At 53.8% G+C, this 18,178-nt stretch carries 16 protein-coding genes and 1 other RNA gene; 5 read left to right on the top strand and 12 right to left on the bottom strand.

Features of this window, described 5'->3' with window-relative positions; all coding sequences use genetic code 11:
• Positions 1 to 27: 27 nt before the first annotated feature.
• From DSCA_RS22600 to DSCA_RS22610, 3 genes are all read left to right on the top strand, one after another.
• A complete protein-coding gene (locus DSCA_RS22600; RefSeq protein WP_155318601.1) occupies positions 28 to 1,464 on the top strand; it encodes a trimethylamine methyltransferase family protein in 1,437 nt (478 codons plus the stop codon).
• A gap of 48 nt (positions 1,465 to 1,512) precedes the next feature.
• Positions 1,513 to 2,136 (top strand): cobalamin B12-binding domain-containing protein, encoded by a 624-nt coding sequence (locus DSCA_RS22605; RefSeq protein ID WP_155318602.1) that lies wholly within the window; start codon positions 1,513 to 1,515, stop codon positions 2,134 to 2,136.
• A gap of 113 nt (positions 2,137 to 2,249) precedes the next feature.
• The gene (locus DSCA_RS22610) at positions 2,250 to 3,185 is read left to right on the top strand and encodes a DMT family transporter (protein ID WP_155318603.1); all 936 of its coding nucleotides are present in this window, start codon (positions 2,250 to 2,252) and stop codon (positions 3,183 to 3,185) included.
• Here DSCA_RS22610 and DSCA_RS22615 read toward each other — a convergent pair.
• From DSCA_RS22615 to DSCA_RS22635, 5 genes are all read right to left on the bottom strand, one after another.
• Entirely contained in the window at positions 3,178 to 4,656 is a 1,479-nt protein-coding gene (locus tag DSCA_RS22615) for an acetate--CoA ligase family protein (protein ID WP_155318604.1), read from the bottom strand. The genes DSCA_RS22610 and DSCA_RS22615 overlap by 8 nt on opposite strands.
• On the bottom strand, positions 4,656 to 5,342 hold the full coding sequence (locus DSCA_RS22620) for an acetate--CoA ligase family protein (RefSeq protein ID WP_155318605.1): 687 nt from the start codon (positions 5,340 to 5,342) through the stop codon (positions 4,656 to 4,658). The genes DSCA_RS22615 and DSCA_RS22620 overlap by 1 nt, the downstream gene beginning before the upstream one ends.
• 34 nt (positions 5,343 to 5,376) lie before the next feature.
• Positions 5,377 to 5,805, bottom strand: a complete 429-nt coding sequence (locus DSCA_RS22625; protein ID WP_155318606.1) for a MarR family winged helix-turn-helix transcriptional regulator — start codon at positions 5,803 to 5,805, stop codon at positions 5,377 to 5,379.
• Positions 5,806 to 6,163: 358 nt separating this feature from the next.
• Complete coding sequence (locus DSCA_RS22630; RefSeq protein ID WP_155318607.1) at positions 6,164 to 6,949, bottom strand: PKD domain-containing protein; 786 nt, start codon at positions 6,947 to 6,949, stop codon at positions 6,164 to 6,166.
• A gap of 652 nt (positions 6,950 to 7,601) precedes the next feature.
• Positions 7,602 to 8,924 carry an integron integrase gene (locus DSCA_RS22635; protein ID WP_197904648.1) on the bottom strand — a complete coding sequence of 441 codons (1,323 nt, stop codon included), beginning with the start codon at positions 8,922 to 8,924 and terminating at the stop codon, positions 7,602 to 7,604.
• A gap of 479 nt (positions 8,925 to 9,403) precedes the next feature.
• Between DSCA_RS22635 and DSCA_RS22640 the strand changes: the two genes are divergently transcribed.
• On the top strand, positions 9,404 to 9,790 hold the full coding sequence (locus DSCA_RS22640; protein ID WP_155318608.1) for a hypothetical protein: 387 nt from the start codon (positions 9,404 to 9,406) through the stop codon (positions 9,788 to 9,790).
• Positions 9,791 to 10,036: 246 nt separating this feature from the next.
• Here the strand turns inward: DSCA_RS22640 and DSCA_RS22645 are convergent, their stop codons facing one another.
• Positions 10,037 to 10,927, bottom strand: coding sequence for a nucleotidyl transferase AbiEii/AbiGii toxin family protein (locus DSCA_RS22645; protein ID WP_155318609.1), 891 nt, complete (start codon positions 10,925 to 10,927; stop codon positions 10,037 to 10,039).
• On the bottom strand, positions 10,875 to 11,885 hold the full coding sequence (locus tag DSCA_RS22650; protein ID WP_167527919.1) for a type IV toxin-antitoxin system AbiEi family antitoxin: 1,011 nt from the start codon (positions 11,883 to 11,885) through the stop codon (positions 10,875 to 10,877). Before DSCA_RS22650 ends, DSCA_RS22645 begins: the two co-directional genes overlap by 53 nt.
• A gap of 1,054 nt (positions 11,886 to 12,939) precedes the next feature.
• Between DSCA_RS22650 and DSCA_RS22655 the strand changes: the two genes are divergently transcribed.
• Complete coding sequence (locus DSCA_RS22655; RefSeq protein ID WP_155318611.1) at positions 12,940 to 13,200, top strand: hypothetical protein; 261 nt, start codon at positions 12,940 to 12,942, stop codon at positions 13,198 to 13,200.
• Positions 13,201 to 13,569: 369 nt separating this feature from the next.
• On the opposite strand, the gene ssrA is transcribed toward DSCA_RS22655, so the two are convergent.
• The 5 genes from ssrA to DSCA_RS22680 form a co-directional block, all read right to left on the bottom strand.
• Positions 13,570 to 13,922, bottom strand: a transfer-messenger RNA (tmRNA) gene (gene ssrA, locus DSCA_RS22660).
• Between the two features lie 168 nt (positions 13,923 to 14,090).
• Positions 14,091 to 14,813: an ABC transporter ATP-binding protein gene (locus DSCA_RS22665; protein ID WP_155318612.1), complete on the bottom strand. Its 723-nt coding sequence runs from the start codon at positions 14,811 to 14,813 to the stop codon at positions 14,091 to 14,093.
• Positions 14,814 to 14,816: 3 nt separating this feature from the next.
• Positions 14,817 to 16,040, bottom strand: a complete 1,224-nt coding sequence (gene livM, locus DSCA_RS22670) for a high-affinity branched-chain amino acid ABC transporter permease LivM (protein WP_155318613.1) — start codon at positions 16,038 to 16,040, stop codon at positions 14,817 to 14,819.
• Entirely contained in the window at positions 16,024 to 16,935 is a 912-nt protein-coding gene (locus DSCA_RS22675) for a branched-chain amino acid ABC transporter permease (RefSeq protein WP_155318614.1), read from the bottom strand. The genes livM and DSCA_RS22675 overlap by 17 nt, the downstream gene beginning before the upstream one ends.
• A 90-nt stretch (positions 16,936 to 17,025) precedes the next feature.
• Positions 17,026 to 18,162 carry a branched-chain amino acid ABC transporter substrate-binding protein gene (locus tag DSCA_RS22680; protein WP_155318615.1) on the bottom strand — a complete coding sequence of 379 codons (1,137 nt, stop codon included), beginning with the start codon at positions 18,160 to 18,162 and terminating at the stop codon, positions 17,026 to 17,028.
• Positions 18,163 to 18,178: the final 16 nt, after the last annotated feature.

The following is an 18,178-nucleotide window of genomic DNA, read 5'->3' on the forward strand; positions in this document are numbered from 1 at the left end:
AAAATCTTCCAAAGGAGGAGAACCATAATGGGAATGACAACCGATGAATTATACTTCAAACCGCGCCTTCAGGTCGTCAGCGAAGACCAGATCGCCCAGATCCATATGGCCACCCTGGACGTGCTGGAGCGCACCGGCGTCAAGATCACCCACCCCAAGGCCCTGGAAATCCTTGCAGGTGCCGGTGCCGCCGTCAACGGCGACCGGGTCAGGATTCCCGCCTGGCTGGTGGAAGACGCCATTCGCAAGGCGCCGTCGCGCATCGTGTTGGGCACGCGTACCGGCGAACGCAACGTGTTCCTGGAACGGGACAAAAGCTATTTCGGTCCCAGCCTGGACTGCGTCGACTACCAGGATCCCAGGACCCACAAACGTTCACGGTTCATCAGCGAGCACGTCAAAACCACGGCGGCCCTGTGCGACGCCCTTCCCCACTTCCAGTGGTGCATGACCATCGGCATGGCCGATGATGTGCCCGCCGACATCGCCGACCGGATCATTGCCCGCAACGTGTTCGAAAACTGCGTCAAACCGCTGGTGTTCTGCTGCAAGGACACCAACAGCATTAAAGACACCTACGAGATGGCCCTGCTGCTGTGCGGCGGCAGGGAGGCGTTCGACGCGGCCCCCACCATCGTGCATTATTCGGAACCCATTTCACCCCTGGTCTATTTTGACCCGGCCATCGAGAAGGTCATGTACTGCGCCGAGAAGGGCATCCCGCTGATCAACTTCCCGGCGCCCCAGTGCTGCGGCAGTTCTCCGGCCACCTTCGCCGGCGCCCTGGTCCAGGCCAGCGCCGAGTCCCTCAGCGGCCTGGTGGTGCATCAACTGGTCAACCCCGGTGCGCCTTTCATCTACGGGGCGTTCACCACCATCATGGACATGCGTTCCACTATTTTCTCATACGGTGCCGTGGAGATGAGCCTGATGACCGCGGCCATGGCCCAGATGGCCCAGAGTTATGGCCTGCCCTTTTTCGGCACGGCCGGCGCCACCGACGCCAAGTTCTGCGACGCCCAGGCCGGTGCCGAGGCGGCCCTGCAGATCCTTTCCGCCGCCGCCGCCGGTTCGGGCCTGGTCCACGACTGCAGCAGCTGGATGGATCACGGCTCCGTGGCCTCGCCGGAATTCATGGTGCTGGTGCACGACATCGTCGATTCGGTCGATCACTACATGCAGGGCATCCCGGTTACCGAAGAGACCCTGGCCCTGGACGTCATCCACCGGGTGGGGCCGGGTGGGCACTACCTCCAGGACCCCCACACCCTCAAGCATTTCAAGACGATCAAATATTCCGACATCTTCGAACGCATGGTCTACGATCAATGGAAGACAGCCGGTGCCAAAACGTTTGAACAGCGGCTCCAGGCGGAAACCTTGAAGAAGATGGAACACCGGCCGGAACCGCTGCCTGCTGATACCATCAAGCTGCTGGACGAGATGCAGGCCGGCTGGGAATAAGAGGTCTTTTTAAAATCAGAACCGCCAATTCACACAGGAGAAAACATCATGACCACCCAGGACATTTTCAACGCCGTGCTGGCCTTTGACGAGGCCACGGTAACGGCCAGAACCCAGGCGGAAATCGACGCCGGCACGGCCATCGACACCATATTGAACGACGGCCTGATCAGCGCCATGGACGAGGTGGGCGAGCGCTTCAGTGCCGGCGAACTCTTCGTGCCCGAGATGCTCATGGCGGCCCAGGCCATGAAGGCCGGCCTGGGGCTGCTCAAGCCCCACCTGGCCGAGGGCCAGGGCCAGAGCAAGGGGGTCGTGGTCATCGGCACGGTCAAGGGCGACCTGCACGACATCGGCAAGAACCTGGTGGCCATGATGATGGAAGGCGCCGGGTTCGAGGTGGTGGACCTGGGGGTGGACGTGGACAGCGAGGCCTTTGTCCGGACGGCGGCGGAAAAGAAGGCCGACGTGATCGCCCTGTCGGCCCTGCTGACCACCACCATGCCGTCCATGGAGAGCACGGTCAAGGCGGTGAAAGAGGCCGGCATGGCGACCCGGACGATCATCGGGGGCGCCCCGGTGACCCAGGCCTTCGCCGACCAGATCGGCGCCGACGGATACAGCGCCGACGCCCCGGGGGCGGTCAAGCTGGTCAAGCAGCTGGTGGCGTAACCGCAGGCTTCAGGCTGAAGACCGATAGGAGCGGCTTCCAGCCGCGAATCTTGAACCGTTAACGATGGGTTTGTCGGCCGTAAGAAAAAAGAAGAACCAATGGGGATACTATCGTGCGTGTGACGGTTTCAGGTATCATCGCCGTGCTGCTGGCCGCCTCCTGCTGGGCCCTTTCCGGGATCTTCGTCAAGCTGATTCTGGCCGGGGCGGGAATCTCCTCGCTGGCCCTGGCGTTCTGGCGCGATACGATCTCCTTTGGCGCTTTTTTCTTATGGGGGCTCGCTGCCCGGCGGGACCGCATGTCGATCCGGCGGGCTGACTGGCCGGTGATGGCCGGTATGGGCATCTGCCTGGGCGTATTCCACGTGGTCCTGAACCTGGGCTATCAGCTCAACGGCGCCGCCGTCACCACGGTGCAGCAGGCGGCCATGCCGGCCATCGTACTGATCGTTGCCCGAATGGTCTGGAAAGAGCCGCTGACCGGACCCAACCTCTTTTCCTTGTTCCTGATTGCATCGGGAACCGTTCTGATATCCGGGCTTCTGCAGGCCGGGGCACCGGATGTCAGCGCGGCCGGTATCGCGGTGGGCTTTTTCGTTCCGGCCCTGTATGCCGGGTGGAGCCTTTTCGGCAAGGCGCTGCGCAGCGGGTACAGCCCCGTGGCGACCCTTGCCTGGGCCTTCGGCATCGCCGCCCTGGTGCTGCTGCCCTGCCAGGCCGTTACGGGCAGCCTGATGCCCCCTCCTGCGCCTGCCCGCACCTTCCTGTGGTTTGCCGGTCTGACCGGCATCTCCACGGTTTTCGCTTTTTTCGCCTATACCTTCGCCCTGGGGCGCCTGCCAGCCGGCATCGCCTCCATCCTGGTGATGTCGGAAATCGCTTTCGCCGTTGTCTATGCCCGCATCTTTTTAGGTGAGGTCCTCGACGCCATCGAGATCCTGGGCGCAGGCGTCGTGGTGGGCGGTGTCCTGGTGCTGCTGGCGCCGAAGGTGGCGGCCATGTCCGCTAACCCGGCCGCGAAACGTCCACCCGCTTCGGGTTCTAACTGACAAAATCGTTCCGTTTTGAGCGGAAAAGCTTTTCCCTGAGGCGTCTGTATTCCACCAGGGCCCCCAGCGCCCGGGCGGCCCGCTCCGGGCTTGGCAGCACCGGCACACCTTTATCCTGGAGCCCCGATATAAACTGATTTTCCCGGGTCAGAAAAGAAAAACCCAGCACCGGCTTGTCATGGGATGTCATCAGGGCGGCCATGGACGCACACTGTTCGTCGACGATCTTTAACACCTGGTCGTCAATCTCTTCCTCCGGAACGCTCAGGCCGGCCAGGGCCCGGCGGATCATGGCCGCCGAGGCCAGGAAATAGACGAGCATGCTGTCCGCCCCCTCTTCTTCCAGAAGGATCCTGGGGATGGCCTGGAAAAAATCGAGCGGGTTCTTGGTATAGGTCAGGTCCACGGGATTGTTCACACTGCCGGTGTGGGGAACATACGGTCCGAGCTTCTCCAGGGTCACCGTGGACAGGGCGGGCAGTTCGATGCCGGATCGGTCGCAGGCGTCGGCAGCGGCCGCGCCGGGTCCGCCGGAATGGGTCTGGATCACGGCGCGGTTTCCCTTCGGCACGGGACAGGCGCCCAGGGCATAGCAGAAATCGAACATCTCTTCCACGGACCGGGCCCGGATGATGCCGCTCTGTTTGAATACGCCGTCATAGAGCCGGTCCGGGCCGGCAAGGGATCCGGTGTGGGAAAGGCAGGCTTTTTTGCCGTTCTCCGACCCCCCCACGTAAAAGGCCACAATGGGTTTGGTCCGGGAAACCTCCCGGGCCGCTTCGATGAACGCCCGCCCCCTGCGAATGGACTCGATATACAGGGCAATGGCGCGGGTATTCGGACAGGCGCCCAGGTACCGGATGCAGTCCACCATATCGATATCGGCCTCGTTGCCCAGGCTGAAACCCGTACTGAACCCCCGTCCGAAGCGGGTGCCCAGGTAATCGAACATCTGGGTGATGAAGCTGCCGCTCTGGGAGGCCATGCCGATGAAGCCGGGCCGGCAGGTGGAGGGAATGAAGGTGGCGTTCAATTTCATGTGGGCGTTGACCACGCCGATGCAGTTGGGACCGGTGAACCGGATATGGTATTTCCGGGCAATGGCCTTGATCTCTTCCTGCCTGGCCATTCCCTCCGTCCCCACCTCGCTGAACCCGGCCGTCACGATGACGGCACGGCGAATCCCCTTTTGCCCGCAGGCACGCAGGGTTTCGGCGACGATTCTGGTCGGCAGGACAATATAGGCCATGTCCGGCACCCGGGGCAGATCACCAACCCGGGGATAGGCCTCAATGTCCATGACCCGCTTCTCTTCAGGGTGGACCGGAAAGATCCGGCCTTCATATCCATCGCCGAGGATGGCGTTGAGGATGCTGGATCCCATGGCGGAAAAATTATTCGAAGCCCCGAAAAAGGCAATGCTCTCGGGGCAGGCGATCTTGTACAGCGGGCTTTGGGTAATCGTGGACATCAACACCGTTTTTCTCCTTCCAGAACAATCAGGGCGTCCACCGCCGTGACGGCGCCGTCCGGGGAAATGATCAGGGGATTGATATCGATCTCACCGATTTCAGGTCGTTTTATGCCGAGGTGTCCCAGGGACGTGAGAATCCGGCAGAGGGTGTCCGAATCGGCCGGAGCCTGGCCCCGGAACGCATCCAGCATGGCCCGGTATCGTAAATCCCGGATCATGTCCATCGCTTCGACCTCGTCAAAGGGGGCCACCCTGAACACCGTATCTGCAATCACCTCGGTCATGACCCCGCCGAACCCCAGCATGACGCAGGCGCCGAACTGGGGATCCCGGCTCAGCCCCGCCACCAGTTCCCGGCTGCCGGCAACCATTTCCTGAACCAGAATGCCCTCTATGGGGGCATTTATCTTTTCACGGATCCGGCCAAAGGCCTGCCCCACCTCATCCGGTCCCGACAGGCCCAGTTCGATGCAGTCCAGTTCGCTTTTGTGCATCAGGTCCCTGGCACAGGGCTTGAGCGCCACGGGATATCCAATCTCTTGCGCAGCCGTTTCGGCCTCCTGGATATTTTGGACCAGTGCTTCCCGGGTAACAGGGATGCCCCACTCTTCCAGCACCTGTTTGGAGGTATGTTCGGATAATGAGGTCCACCCCTTTTCAACTGCCCTGTCGATGGGATCCATAGGTTTTCCCGTCCTTTGATCTGACAACATTCAACTATATGTCCATGTCCCGGATGGCTTTCAGCCCCCGGATCATGGCAGCCATATCTTCTTTTCCCACAGCCTTTTCAATCTCTTTTTCAAGGGCTGCCCCCGTGGCCAACAATTCAGGGGACAGTGTCCGGGCCCTGGGGGTCAGATTCAATACATTCAGGCGGCCGTCCGTGGGATTGGCGGCTTTGGTGACCAGATCCATGCGTTCCAAGCGTCGGATCATGGTCACGGCAGCGGCCTTGCCCATGCCCGCCCGCCGGGCGAATTCTCCCAGGCTGATTCCGTCCTCCTGCCAGAGCACCCCAAGGGCCATTGCCTGCTGAGCCGTAAACCCCAAGGGTTCAAAAGCCCGGTTATAGTAGGCGACCATCCGGCGGACAGCCCGGGTGGCAAACGAACAGATAAAATATTGTGGCTGATGGTTTTTCATTAGTATGCGAACGTTCGCTAACAAACTAAAATTTCTCTGTCAAGTTGAATTTTCTTCAAATGGGCGTGCCCTGATCAGTTTCCCTGTTACCCCTTTTGATGTTTGCTGTAAAAAATCCTCTATGGGCCTTGCTGCCCGTTCTGTTTTTTTCTTCATCGATTCACATCGAATTTACGGACACCAAACTGAACGGCAGCGTTGTCCTTTCATCCTGCTCCTTTGCGATACCTCAACCGGTGTCTGGATGATTTTTCTCCGAGAAAATATAAAATAGCGTTTAGCGTTCGCCATCGTTGCCATGGTCGTGTACGGAAACGATGGCGAACGCTATAAAAAACCCATCTTTACTTTGCCACCATCAGGGCAGTATCAGTCCGTCTGCTTCCACGGAGGCGGTTGCGCCCGCCGGAACGCTGAAGGTCCCATTGCTGCCAATCCAGATCCAATCGCCATCAGAACCGTCTATCGAACCACTGATAGCGCCGTATTCAAACGTCAGCGCAGATGCGGGGGACGCAACCCACACCGTCACGCCCCAGATGTTGTCGCCGGCCACGGCATCAGAAGGCTCGTGCCCGCCGGTATTCCAGGGACCGTCATCGTACAGCATGGGGAAAGGCCCAGTCCATGAACCGTCCAGGGTCAGGATCCGTGTGGTCGAATTAAAGCTGAACGAGCCTTTCCAGGCATACCCCGGGTCTGTGATCGGACTGCTGGTGTCGTCTATCCTGAAATTAACCAGAACATGCCCTGAAGGCGGTGCAAAACCGGCTGTGATGGTCACCTCATCGGCCACACTGTCTTCGGTGCCGTCGTTTACGATCAATTCAACAATATATTCTCCTGCCGTATCAGCGGTGAAACTCGGCTGGCTGGCCGTCTCATCGAGAATAACCGCGGCACTGCCCGTGGGAATACTGACCATTGTCCAGTCATACTCAATCGTGTCACCATCCGGGTCGCTGCTGGCTGTGCCGTCTAGGGTCACGACATCACCGATATTGACGGTCCGGTCCGATCCGGCAATGGCCTCCGGTGGTTGATTGGCTTCTCCAGATGAATTGTCGGAGGAATTGCTGCTTCCACATGAGATCAACCCAATAAAAAGACAACTGGTCAAGAACAGAGCTAAGCCTCGGCGCATTACCCACTCCTTTCAGAAAGATGAACCATTACAGACAAAAAGCCTGAATCAATACCAATATTCAGGTATTGAGGCTGGCAGGAGAAAATGATTATAAAATTATATGAGAAAAAACAACTGAATATGAGATAAACTCAAAAATATCCGGAGCGGTATGTGAATGTAAATATTAGATAGTGTCGATCCAAAAACACCAATGATTAACACGTTCAGCGATCAAAAAAATTGGTGTTACTTCTCATCATCAAGTCATTCTTCATCGTGAGAAGAAATTTAGAACAGAAGTTCGTATGGGCCGTTTTGCGACACACGAATCCAGCAAAATACGAGTGTGCCGGCACCATCCGCAATCTGGTTTGGCGCAAAGAGCTTAAAGAAAACGTCCACTACGTCAAGTCAACGTCCCATCCTTCAGGACAAACTCAGCGCGGTGTGGGCATGGATATATCGACCGAATCACAACATCTGAGAGGAAAAGGCCAACCACTATATGTTGTGGTTGGCCAAGTCTTCCAAAATTATTCAAATAGTAGATATCTACATTGAGCCCTGTTCGGCTTCGTTCAGACAATCCGCATATCTCTGGTCGTATCCAAAGCAAATGGACGCGGCCTATTTTAAACTCAAGACCTCTGTGTGCCCAAAGCGATTTTTAGATTTTGTCCAGGGGACTCCTGACACCATCGAAATTGACGGATGCAACGTGGGTATAGAGCATGGTCGTTTTCAGGCTGCTATGCCCAAGCAGTTCCTGAATGGTTCGAATATCCGTGCCGTTTTCAAGTAAATGGGTCGCAAAACTGTGGCAAAGCGTTTGGACGATGACCCTTTTGGAAATGGATGTCCTTCTTACAGCTTTCCGTAGGTTTCTCTGCAAATTGCTGAGGTATAGGTGATAGCGCCGAATAATTTTTGTCCGGGGATCCATAGACAGCGATTTCGAGGGGAAGACCCACTGCCATTGCCATTCTTTGCCGGCGTTTGGGTATTTCCTTTCAAGAGCATATAGAAGATATACGCCTGGAATTTCGTTTTTTCGGTCTTGCAGATAAATGTCCCATACACGTTGTAGATGGCGATGAAGATCCGCGCGAACCGATTCCGGTAAGAGGGTTTCCCTATCCTTGCCTCCTTTTCCATTGATTATCGATACCCGATTCCTTTTGAAATCAATATCCTTTATTCGAAGGCCAAGGCATTCCTGCAGACGAAGTCCCCCACCGTAAATGACTTTGGCCATAAGCTGATTGGCACCCTTCATCTGTTTGATCACCGTGCGAACCTCATTTTGGGTCAGCACAACGGGCAATCTTTTCTTTCTACGAGCGCGCATTGTGTTATCGAGATCTTCGATCTCTTTTTCGAGAATATGGCGATAGAAAAATAAAATTGCATTGAAAGCCTGGTTCTGGGTGGACGGTGATACGTGGCGATCTGCTGCAAGATGGGTAAGAAAATCTTTAACGTCCTTACAGGTAAGGTCTTCCGGCGATTTTGGCATAACGAAACGGAAACAGGATCGCAACCATGTGAGGTAGGTTCTTTCGGTATTTATTGATAGCTGTTTGAGTCTGATCATTCGGACCATATCATCGGCATTGAGTTTCCATTTCTCTTTTGATGAGGCATCTTGTAATTCTGGTGCAATCAATTTTCGCCTACGGAAAAAGAAAAATAGTTGTATGGCTTCGCCTGCCTGCTCTACCTGCCATTGCTTACAATTTTTTGATAGTTGGGTTAGAAAAGTACTGATATCCTGGTCGTTTATGTAGGTTTCTGCAGGCTTGTCATGGTAGTGATAGAGCTGTTGGACCCACTTCACGTAATAATGGATTTTTTTTGTTGGATCACTTTCTGGGTGGACAAATACCGCTTGAATTCCTGAATCATATTCACCTCCATTTAGTGTTGTAATGCTCACCGCAAAATACGATGAGCAACCCAAATTGGGCTCTAACCAGGCTCTTTTTTGCAATTTGCAAAAGTTTCAGTTTAAGGCAGATAAAGGAAAAATCATTTATTTATCAAGGAGATATGGTAGGTAAAAGGAAATTACGGTAGAAATTAATATTTTGATCATAAGACCTAAAAAAACTCAACCCGCTGCTCATCGTATTGCGGTGAGTAACTAATGTTAGACCCCGATGATAATTATGAAGAGTATCCTCTTCACACGTAAGAAAAAAATCATAATCATAGCGATAGTATTATTGTCTATTCTTTTATTAAGAAAGCGACATACGATAATGAGGAGTTCCTTGTAATTATAGCCGAAGGATTTGACGATCCGTCATTTGGATATTTTTTTGTTCTTGAGAGGATCTACAAGATAGCCGAAACGAAAAAATTGAAGATACCTTTGCCGAAAAGATTCTTAAAAACGAAAATTCACATTTACATGGGCAATATTTGAGAATTTGCGGTGTAATCGGCAAATCAGATTCGACCGATTTTTTGATTAAGATATTCAATCAGAATTATAAAGATAGGACGCAATGGAGAAATAAAAACACATGGGGAATTCTATATGAAGCTATAGATTCAATGGGCATGACCGGTAATCCCGCATACGTACCTTATTTAGAAGAAGTGCTTAATGAAAAGGGCTCATATCATCCGTTAATATCGCAATTCCAAGTGGCTCGCTCTCTATATCTAATAACGGGGGAAAGGTACAAGATCGAAAGCAATGATGGGGGCAAGAAACCTGTGCACATCTCAAGTGATGTTCAAGCGGCACGAATTGCAATAAAGATATCAAAACACAAGAGAAGAGATTTAGAAAACATGCTTGTTATTGACAACATTTTAAGGGCTCCAAATTTCAAAAACAAGGTCTAACATTTCGCTGGAGATTCGACGGGAAAACGCTGGCGCGTTTCCCGCGTCTCAGCTCCGCGTTAAACATCATCAAATATGAGAATTTCTAAAATCATTACACCAAAACTTGTATCTATTCTTGCCCTGATATTTATTTCTGTCGAAGCAGTCCCAGATATCTGGGACAAGCCAAATTTCATTCTTATTTTCAAAACACTTCTCTGGGTTATTGCCTCTGTCTTTGTTTGGTTGAATAAAGATTCGGCTCTAATCCAAAATCCCCCGTAACAATGCGTTAAAATATTCAACGACACGGTCATAGGACTCTCTTCGCATTGAATCCTGGCTCAACACATTCATCGCAATTTTGTGTCCTTGCTCTGAGGCGGCTTCCCGTTTTAGTATGTTGATAAGCTTTGTTTTAGTTGCCGGACTGGCCATTTTCACAATGTCTCTTCCAAGAAAACGCGCAGAAGCCAGATCATAGTCGGATGCTTCCTTTTGCAGGATGTCATCCTGCTCTTCAAAGAAACGTTCCATATTTCCGGCTTCAATGTAATTTCGAATTATGAAATATAGGTCGGCCGCGTCCTTGCCGCGCCTTTCTACGTTGTCATCCCAGGATACGATTTTCAGAATGACCAGTCCCGCCAAGCTTGCAACCTTGACCACACAGTCTGGATTTTCGCGAATCAGAACCGAAATTGCGTGTTGGTAACAATCCTGGAATCCGACCACGCTCATTTCAAAATCATACTCAGGTGGCCATGATATCGACCCATCATCTGAAGAGATTTTTCCAAAGGGAACGATATCGACGGGGAAGCTTTCTTTGTAAAGCAGGCGATGCGTCTCTTTAGAAGCCGTAAACAAATTGCTGTTTAACAGCTCATCCTTAAGGGCCTGAAACCGGTTCCAGTCCGACACTGATACACCGATATCAAGATCTATCGTTGCCCGAGTCGAAGGAAGGTCATGGGCATGCTGCAGTAGGATATCCCGTGCTGTGGCACCGACGACAAAAAAAGGAATTTCCAGATTGTTCGCTATCTCATTGAGGGCAGATAAAAAATTGATGATGTTGCTGTCGAGCTTTCCAATCAAGCTATGCGAGATAGTTGTCATAAATAATCCCAGCTGTTTCAATATTTCGATCATCGCCGGTTGCCATCAAATCGGCATAAACCAGAAGCGGCGGCACAATTCCTTTGTCCGTGAGAACATGGGCAAATTTCCAGAATGGCTCTAAGAATTCGATTTTTCCCGCATCGGTTTTACGAAGCTTATTTTGGATAATCAATTTTCCGGGTAGTTTTCTTCCGTAAATGATGATCTTTTCGGGCTTTAGGTGCTGGGTGAGGTTTGCCGCAGCCACTTCACCACCCCAGCAAATTCCGTAGTCCATTGGGTCGATGGTTTTCCACCATTCGGGATTGTCCGCATTAAACCGACCGATGATGAGCTTGGGTCGCAATTGATCAGGATAAGCCTCGACCCATCTTTTTTGCAGGTCTTCCAGTTTGAGGAGCTTTCTCTCCCGTTTATCCATTTCAATTAGAAACCCCATCTCCTTGAGGTCTCGAAATATCCATTCAACCGTTCCCAATGCCACATCGGTCATCTCAGCGATCTTGCGGTAGGGAAGGTTGGCAATGTCCGGCGCATTCAACAGTGTGAATATGACCTTTAATCCGGCAGGCTTGAATAAACGTCTTGTTGTGGGAGCCCTTTTTCTTTTATCAGGGAGAGGATTCCCTTTGATAAATACAAATAGCGGCGGCTTGTTGATGTACGCATTGCCTGCCGTATCCATGAAGAACATGCCTGCCCTCTTCATCAGATCCGCCAAAGGGGGTGTTACATAAGTGGTAACCAGAAGGTGGTCTTTCTGTGGGAGAAGGGGTTGTACCTTTTCTAAAAGGACAGCGGCCCGAGTCAAATTTTTCTTAACCTGCACGGCAAGTTCAATTGGCGCAGCCTCATGATTTATCTGTATCCAACCATCAGGACATTGATTTTTTTCTCTTCCTGGGTTCCGGAAAATTGCTTTTATTCCTGTCTGCTGGTAGAAGAATTCCGTCGCGTTATCAATCAGTTTCTGGATTTCCGGTTCCATTCTTAATTCCATTTGTTCAAATATATTGAATGTTCATATTTTATGAACATATTATAAAATTGAACAAATGGCAATATGCTTTGGACCTTTTTGTACAAAAAACTTAAATGTTCATAATTTATGAACAAAAATAATTATTGTACACTGCGGATTGTTTTTCGGCAGAATCAATAGGGAAAAAGCGGGGGTGGCAGAGTAAAATAGGTGGTCCGTGAGTGAGGTCGAAATCGGATCACCAGAAAAAAACTGTGCTATCCAAAAAAATCTAAAGTTATGGATCGAAGTGCCGGTAATAAAAGTCCCGGAGCTGATTCCGGGCTTGATGTAGTTAAAAACGCCCTTTCGGGGGATTCATATTTTCTTACTATGCAACGCCTATAGGTCTTCCCTGAACTTCAGGGATAACGGACACGCAAAAGCATCTTTGCGGAGCCCGAGAACCATCAGACAGATGCGGTTTGTTGGCGGATCTAAATTCCCTTGATCCGGTCCAACGCCTGATGTGATGCTGCTGGCTTTGGCCTGGGAGATCGTGTCTGTCTCGGAATGGGGATTTAAGAATTGCGGGAGTCGTGTTGTGGGCTTAAGTGCGCACCTATCTTGACGACGACCGCAACCAAGAAACCTCGTCATTGATATTTCAACGGCGGGGAACATGTACCGGATTGGTGCGCCATCTGGCAACGAAGCATACGGCAGAACCTGGGCAAGGTCTGCTTTTTTTTGTCCCGATGGTAGCTCAACCGGCATGTCAGATTGTAAGACAGGCGAACTGCGTGCAGCCTTCTTGATGCTGCAATATCCAGTTTAGCCGGTGTCGGCCTGGCACCCCCTGTCAGGCAGGGCATCTACAGCTTGTCCGAATGCATCGCCAACCAACCGATGCGTTTTGCGGATGCTTTAAGAGGCGGTATTCTCCGCCGTTCCAGTTAATCCATTCAAAAATAAAAAAAATGGCCGCGGTAGCAGCGCATGTGTCGTTGCGTAATCCGGGCAGCCCCGGTAGACGGGTCTAAACTCGACCGGCGGTGCCTTATGGCACTGCTGCGGCCGTATGGCCCGGTGCGGTATCCGGCAGGAACACTACGACGGGTTCATGGCCCACATCACCAAAGGGCGGAGTCCGTCAACGGTGAAGGATTGGAAATGTGCGCTCGCCGAGTTGGTGCAGCGGGCTCACCTCAACATAACGGTCCAGACCTCACCTGCCAATCAGCAGGCCAAACGGATCCAAAGGACCTACCGGCGCCTGGCCGGTCACTTTGACGCGGAGACCGCTAAAAGAATCGTGTCGCTATTGGAGGGACTCATATGATGGCAAATCGGAATGATCGCAACTTCGGCAACGGTAAGACCCTGAACGCCTTTACGACCCGGAAGGGCTCGCTAATTCCTTCGGGAAGCACTACAAGGCGTTCAAATCATGGGCTTACGATCAAGTAGAGACTTTCCGGAACGTTCGCGTGTACCGACATAGTACAGACTGGCGCTGCGGCTGGTTCTAAGTGGTAATCGTCAAGCCAGTTTCCGGGTCCAGGGGATTGAATTTGCTTGGCAATATGAACTGGGGGTGTCAGAAATAGATTTGATTTGATTCAAATTAGGCTGAACAACCCGAACAACATCCGAACAACAAAAAAAGGATGTCAAAGTTAATTAACATCTTGGTTTTATTTTTAAATAATGGTGGAGGCGGCGGGAGTCGAACCCGCGTCCGAAAATATTCCACACGGATATCTACATGCTTGTCCTGATCTCTAAGTATCGCCTCTGACAGTCTCCATCAGGCAGGGTAATGCAAAGGCTATCCTGCTAAAGTTTCGCCGCTGCTGTAGCAGGCATTCAGCATCGGCTATCCCACTAGTCGACGCTCTATCCAGGTCCGCGGGAAAAACCCGGTAGAACGGTAGCACTAAGCTGCTACGGCGTAGTTATAATCGTCAGCGATTATATTTAGTTCCCACCAGTTTTACGAGTCGGTGAGAGCTCGGCATGCAATCAATGCTTCTTTATCCCCGTCGAAGCCGTTTCGCCCCCAATTTTTTAAAGAACAATCTTAGCTGTATACTAACTCTCCGGCCTATTGATGTCAAGCAATGCCGCAAATATAAAACGCCCCTGAAACCCTTTTTAACAAAGGGCTCAGCGGCGTTTGGGGCTTGGTTGATGAAGTCGGAAAAAACACATTCCAGGCGGATTCGTCAGTTATTCGCCCAGATAGGCTTTTCGTATCTCCGGGTTGTCGAGCAGTTCCTGGGCATTATCCTCCAGGGTGATGTTGCCGGTTTCCAGCACGTAGCCCCTCGAGGCGGCCTGCAGGGCCAGGTTGGCGTTCTGTTCCACCAGCAGGATGGTGGTGCCCTCTTTTTTGTTGACGTCCTTGATGATATCGAAAATCTGCTGCACGATCAGCGGGGCCAGGCCCAGCGAGGGTTCGTCCAGCAACAGCACCTTGGGGCGGCCCATCAACGCCCGGGCGATGGCCAGCATCTGCTGCTCCCCGCCGGAAAGCGTGCCGCCATGCTGTTTGTGGCGGTCCTTGAGGATGGGGAACAGGTTGTAGACGTGCTGGCGGTCGGCTTCGATGGCCTCCGTGTCCTTGCGGAAAAAGGCGCCCAGGGTCAGGTTTTCGTCCACGGTCAGGCGCGGGAAAATGCGTCGCCCCTCCGGGACCTGGCACAGACCGGATTCAGGCAGGGCCTCGGCCGCTGTCCCGTGAATCGCCTTGCCGTCGTACCAGATTTCACCCTGGTCGATGGGGATTACGCAGCAGGTGGTCATCAGCGTGGTGGATTTCCCGGCACCGTTGGCGCCGATGATGGCCACGATTTCCCCCGGGTACACCTTGAGGGAAATCCCTTTGAGGGCCTTGATGGAGCCGTAGCTGGAGTAGACGTTTTTCAGTTCAAGAATCGGTTGGTCGGCCATCGATCACTCCTTCTCCTCGCCCCGGGTGCCCATGCGTTTGGCCGGGATGAGACCGGCGGGCCGGAACAGCATCATCACCACCATGGACATACCGAAAACCAGCATGCGGTAGGTTTCAAATTCACGGAAGACTTCCGGCAGCACGATCAGCGCGGCCGCGCCCAGTATGATGCCGGGGATGGAGCCCATGCCGCCCAGAACGACCATGCTCAACACCATGGCCGATTCTAAAAAAGTGAAGCTCTCCGGGCTGACGAATCGCATGCGGGCACAGAAAAAGGCGCCTGCCAGGCCGGCGAAAAGCGCGCCCATGGCGTAGGCCAGCAGCTTGAGCTTGAAGGTGTTGACCCCCATCAGTTCGGCGGCGGTTTCATCTTCGCGGATGGATTCCCAGGCCCTGCCGATTCTGGAAAAATTCAGATGTCTGACCGCGATGATGGTGACGATGGCCAGGGCCAGGGCGATGTAGTACAGGAAGTGCAGTTTCTTCAGGTAAAACACCTCGAAACTGATACCGCCTTCAAAACTGGGGATCAGGATGCTGGGCGGTTTGACACCCAGAAGGCCGTTGGGGCCGTTGGTCAGTTCCATCCAGTTGTTGAGCAGGATGCGCACGATCTCCCCGAATCCCAGGGTCACGATGGCCAGGTAGTCGCCGCGCATGCGCAGGGTCGGGTATCCGATGATGCAGCCGGCGGTCAGGGCCAGGGCGGCCGCAAAGGGCAGGCAGACCCAGAAGGACATGCCGAAATGGATATTCAACAGGGCGTAGGTGTAAGCACCGACTCCGTAGAAGGCGATGTAGCCCAGGTCCAGCATGCCGGCCAGCCCCACGACCACGTTGAGCCCAAGGCCCAGGCAGACATAAATCAATACGTTGGTGGCCACGTCCTGGGCGTATCGACCGGTCAGGAACGGGTAGCAGAAGGCCGCGGCCAGCAGGAGGACGATCCATACCCAGGTGGGCACCTTGCCCGACGCCTCGCCGACCGTATCCCGAAGCCCGGCCATGGGCCGGCTGACGGCGTCCAGGCTGCCGCTTTTGTTCATGATGTAAAGCAGCAGGCAGGTGGTGGTGCCGGCGGCGATGTAGAGCCAGACGGTAAAGGTCGTGCCGAAGGACAGGGTGCCGTCCGGGTGAATGCCCAGCAGGGGCCACAGCAGTCCCAGCAGCCACAACAGGCCGATGGTGTAGGGTTTCCAGACTTTTTTAAACTCGTGTATCATCGATATTCTCGCCCATGATTCCAGTCGGTTTGAAGTACAGCACGGAGATCAGGATAATAAAGGCGAACACGTCTTTATACTGACCGGAGATGTATCCCGCACCGAAAATTTCTACCATGCCGATGATCAATCCGCCTAGCATGGCGCCGGTGATATTGCCGATTCCGCCCAGAACGGCCGCGGCAAAGGCCTTGATGCCGGGCAGAAATCCCATGTCGTAGCGCACCGAACCGTAGTAGAGGCCCACCATTATGCCGGCGGCGGCGGCCAGGCCTGCGCCGATGGCAAAGGTCAGGGAGATGATCCGGTTGCTGCTGATGGAGACCAGGCTGCTCATGACCTTGTCCTGGGCCGTGGCCCGCATGGCCATGCCGATCTTTGTCCTGAACACCAGGATGTTGAGTCCGATCAGCAGGAAGATGGTCATGCCCACGATCATCATCTGCAGGTAGCCGATGGTGATGTCTCCAAAATTGACACCGCCCTGGAACAGCTCACCGGGGTAGGCTTTGTCATACACCCCCTGGGTCAGCATCAGCCCATTGGACAGGAAGATGGACATGCCCAGCGCACTGAGCAGGGCGGCCAGGCGTGACTGTTTGCGCAGGGGTTTGTAGGCCACCTTTTCGACGCCCACGGCCAGAAAGGCGCAATATCCCATGGTGAGGACGAAGGCGCCCGCCAGGCAGAGAATGGGGTGGGTGTCCATGTATCCCAGTCCGGTAAAGAAACTGAGCAGGATCACCCCCACATAACCTCCGGTTGCAAAAAATTCACCGTGGGCGAAGTTGATCAGCTGGATGACCCCGTAGACCATGGTGTAGCCCAGCGCGATCAGGGCGTACAGTCCTCCCAGCGTAATTCCGTTAATCAATTGCTGTATGAAGTATTCCATAGAATCGCTTTTCACATTGACGTATACAGTGGACACGAAACCCGTGGCGGCCCGGCCATCACGGCCGGGCCGCCACATCACATCTGCGGTTTATTTGAGCAGTCCCTTTTCAGGATGCCAGTAGGGCTTGAACTCGCCGTTGGTCACCTTGAAGGCGATGTAGGACGATCCGGAGTCGCCATTGGCCTTGAACTTGATGCGCTTGGCCACACCGTCGAAATCCATTTTCATGATTTCGGCCTTGATCTTGGCCGGATCGGTGGACCCTGCGGTCTTGATGGCCTGGAGCAGAACGGTGGCCGCATCGTAGGCGTAAGTGGCGTAGGCGGCGATGGGTCCGTACTTGGGCACATAGATTTTTTCGAAGGCCTTGTATTCCGGCGTGGTCTTGTCGGTAAAACCGTAGGTCAGGTAAACGCCTTCGGCGGCATCCTTGGCCACGTCCATGAACTTGGGCTGGAACATGGCGTCCTGGGTGACGATCTGGGAGGTCATACCCAGCCGTTTGGCCTGCAGTGCCATCAGCGCGCCGGGGGAGTATCCCTGCAGGGACATGTAGAAAACATCGGCCTTGGCCTTTTTGGCCTTGGTCAGCACGGCGGCGAAGTCCTTGTCGCCCTGGTTGACATGGTCATGGTCGACCACTTCCATCCCCAATTCCTTGGCGGCCTTGCTGACGCCGTCGGCCAGGCCCTGGGAGTAGGTGGTCTTGTCGTCGACGATGAAAATGGTCTTGGCCTTCAGGGCTTCTTTCAGGAACTTGGCGGCAGCCGGGGCCTGGTCGTCGTCACGGCCGCACAGGCGGAACATGTAGGGCAGGCCGCGGTCGGTCACCTTTTCATTGGTGGAGGCCGGGGTCAGCATGGGAATGTCTTCCTCGTCCAGGGTCTCGGAGCCCGGGATGGTGGAAGAGGAGCAGTAGGCGCCGACGACGCCGGCGACTTCCAGGTTGATCAGCTTGTTGGCGGCGGCCACGGCCTGTTTGGGATCGCAGGCGGTATCCTGGGCGAACAGTTCGATCTTGTCATAACCGGGGATGCCGCCGGCTTCTTCGAACACCTGGATGGCGGTCAACACGCCGTTTTTAATGTCCGTTCCGTCTGACGCATAGGGGCCGGTCAGCGGACTCATGGAGCCGATCTTAAGGGTTTTTGCCGTTGCCGTTCCCATGATAAAGGGGACGATCATCAGGCCACATACCAGTGCGACGAACAGTTTCTTCCTCATTTGACGCTCCTCCTGC

The sequence above is a fragment of the Desulfosarcina alkanivorans genome (assembly GCF_009688945.1).
In the GTDB taxonomy this organism is placed as follows: Bacteria; Desulfobacterota; Desulfobacteria; order Desulfobacterales; family Desulfosarcinaceae; genus Desulfosarcina; species Desulfosarcina alkanivorans.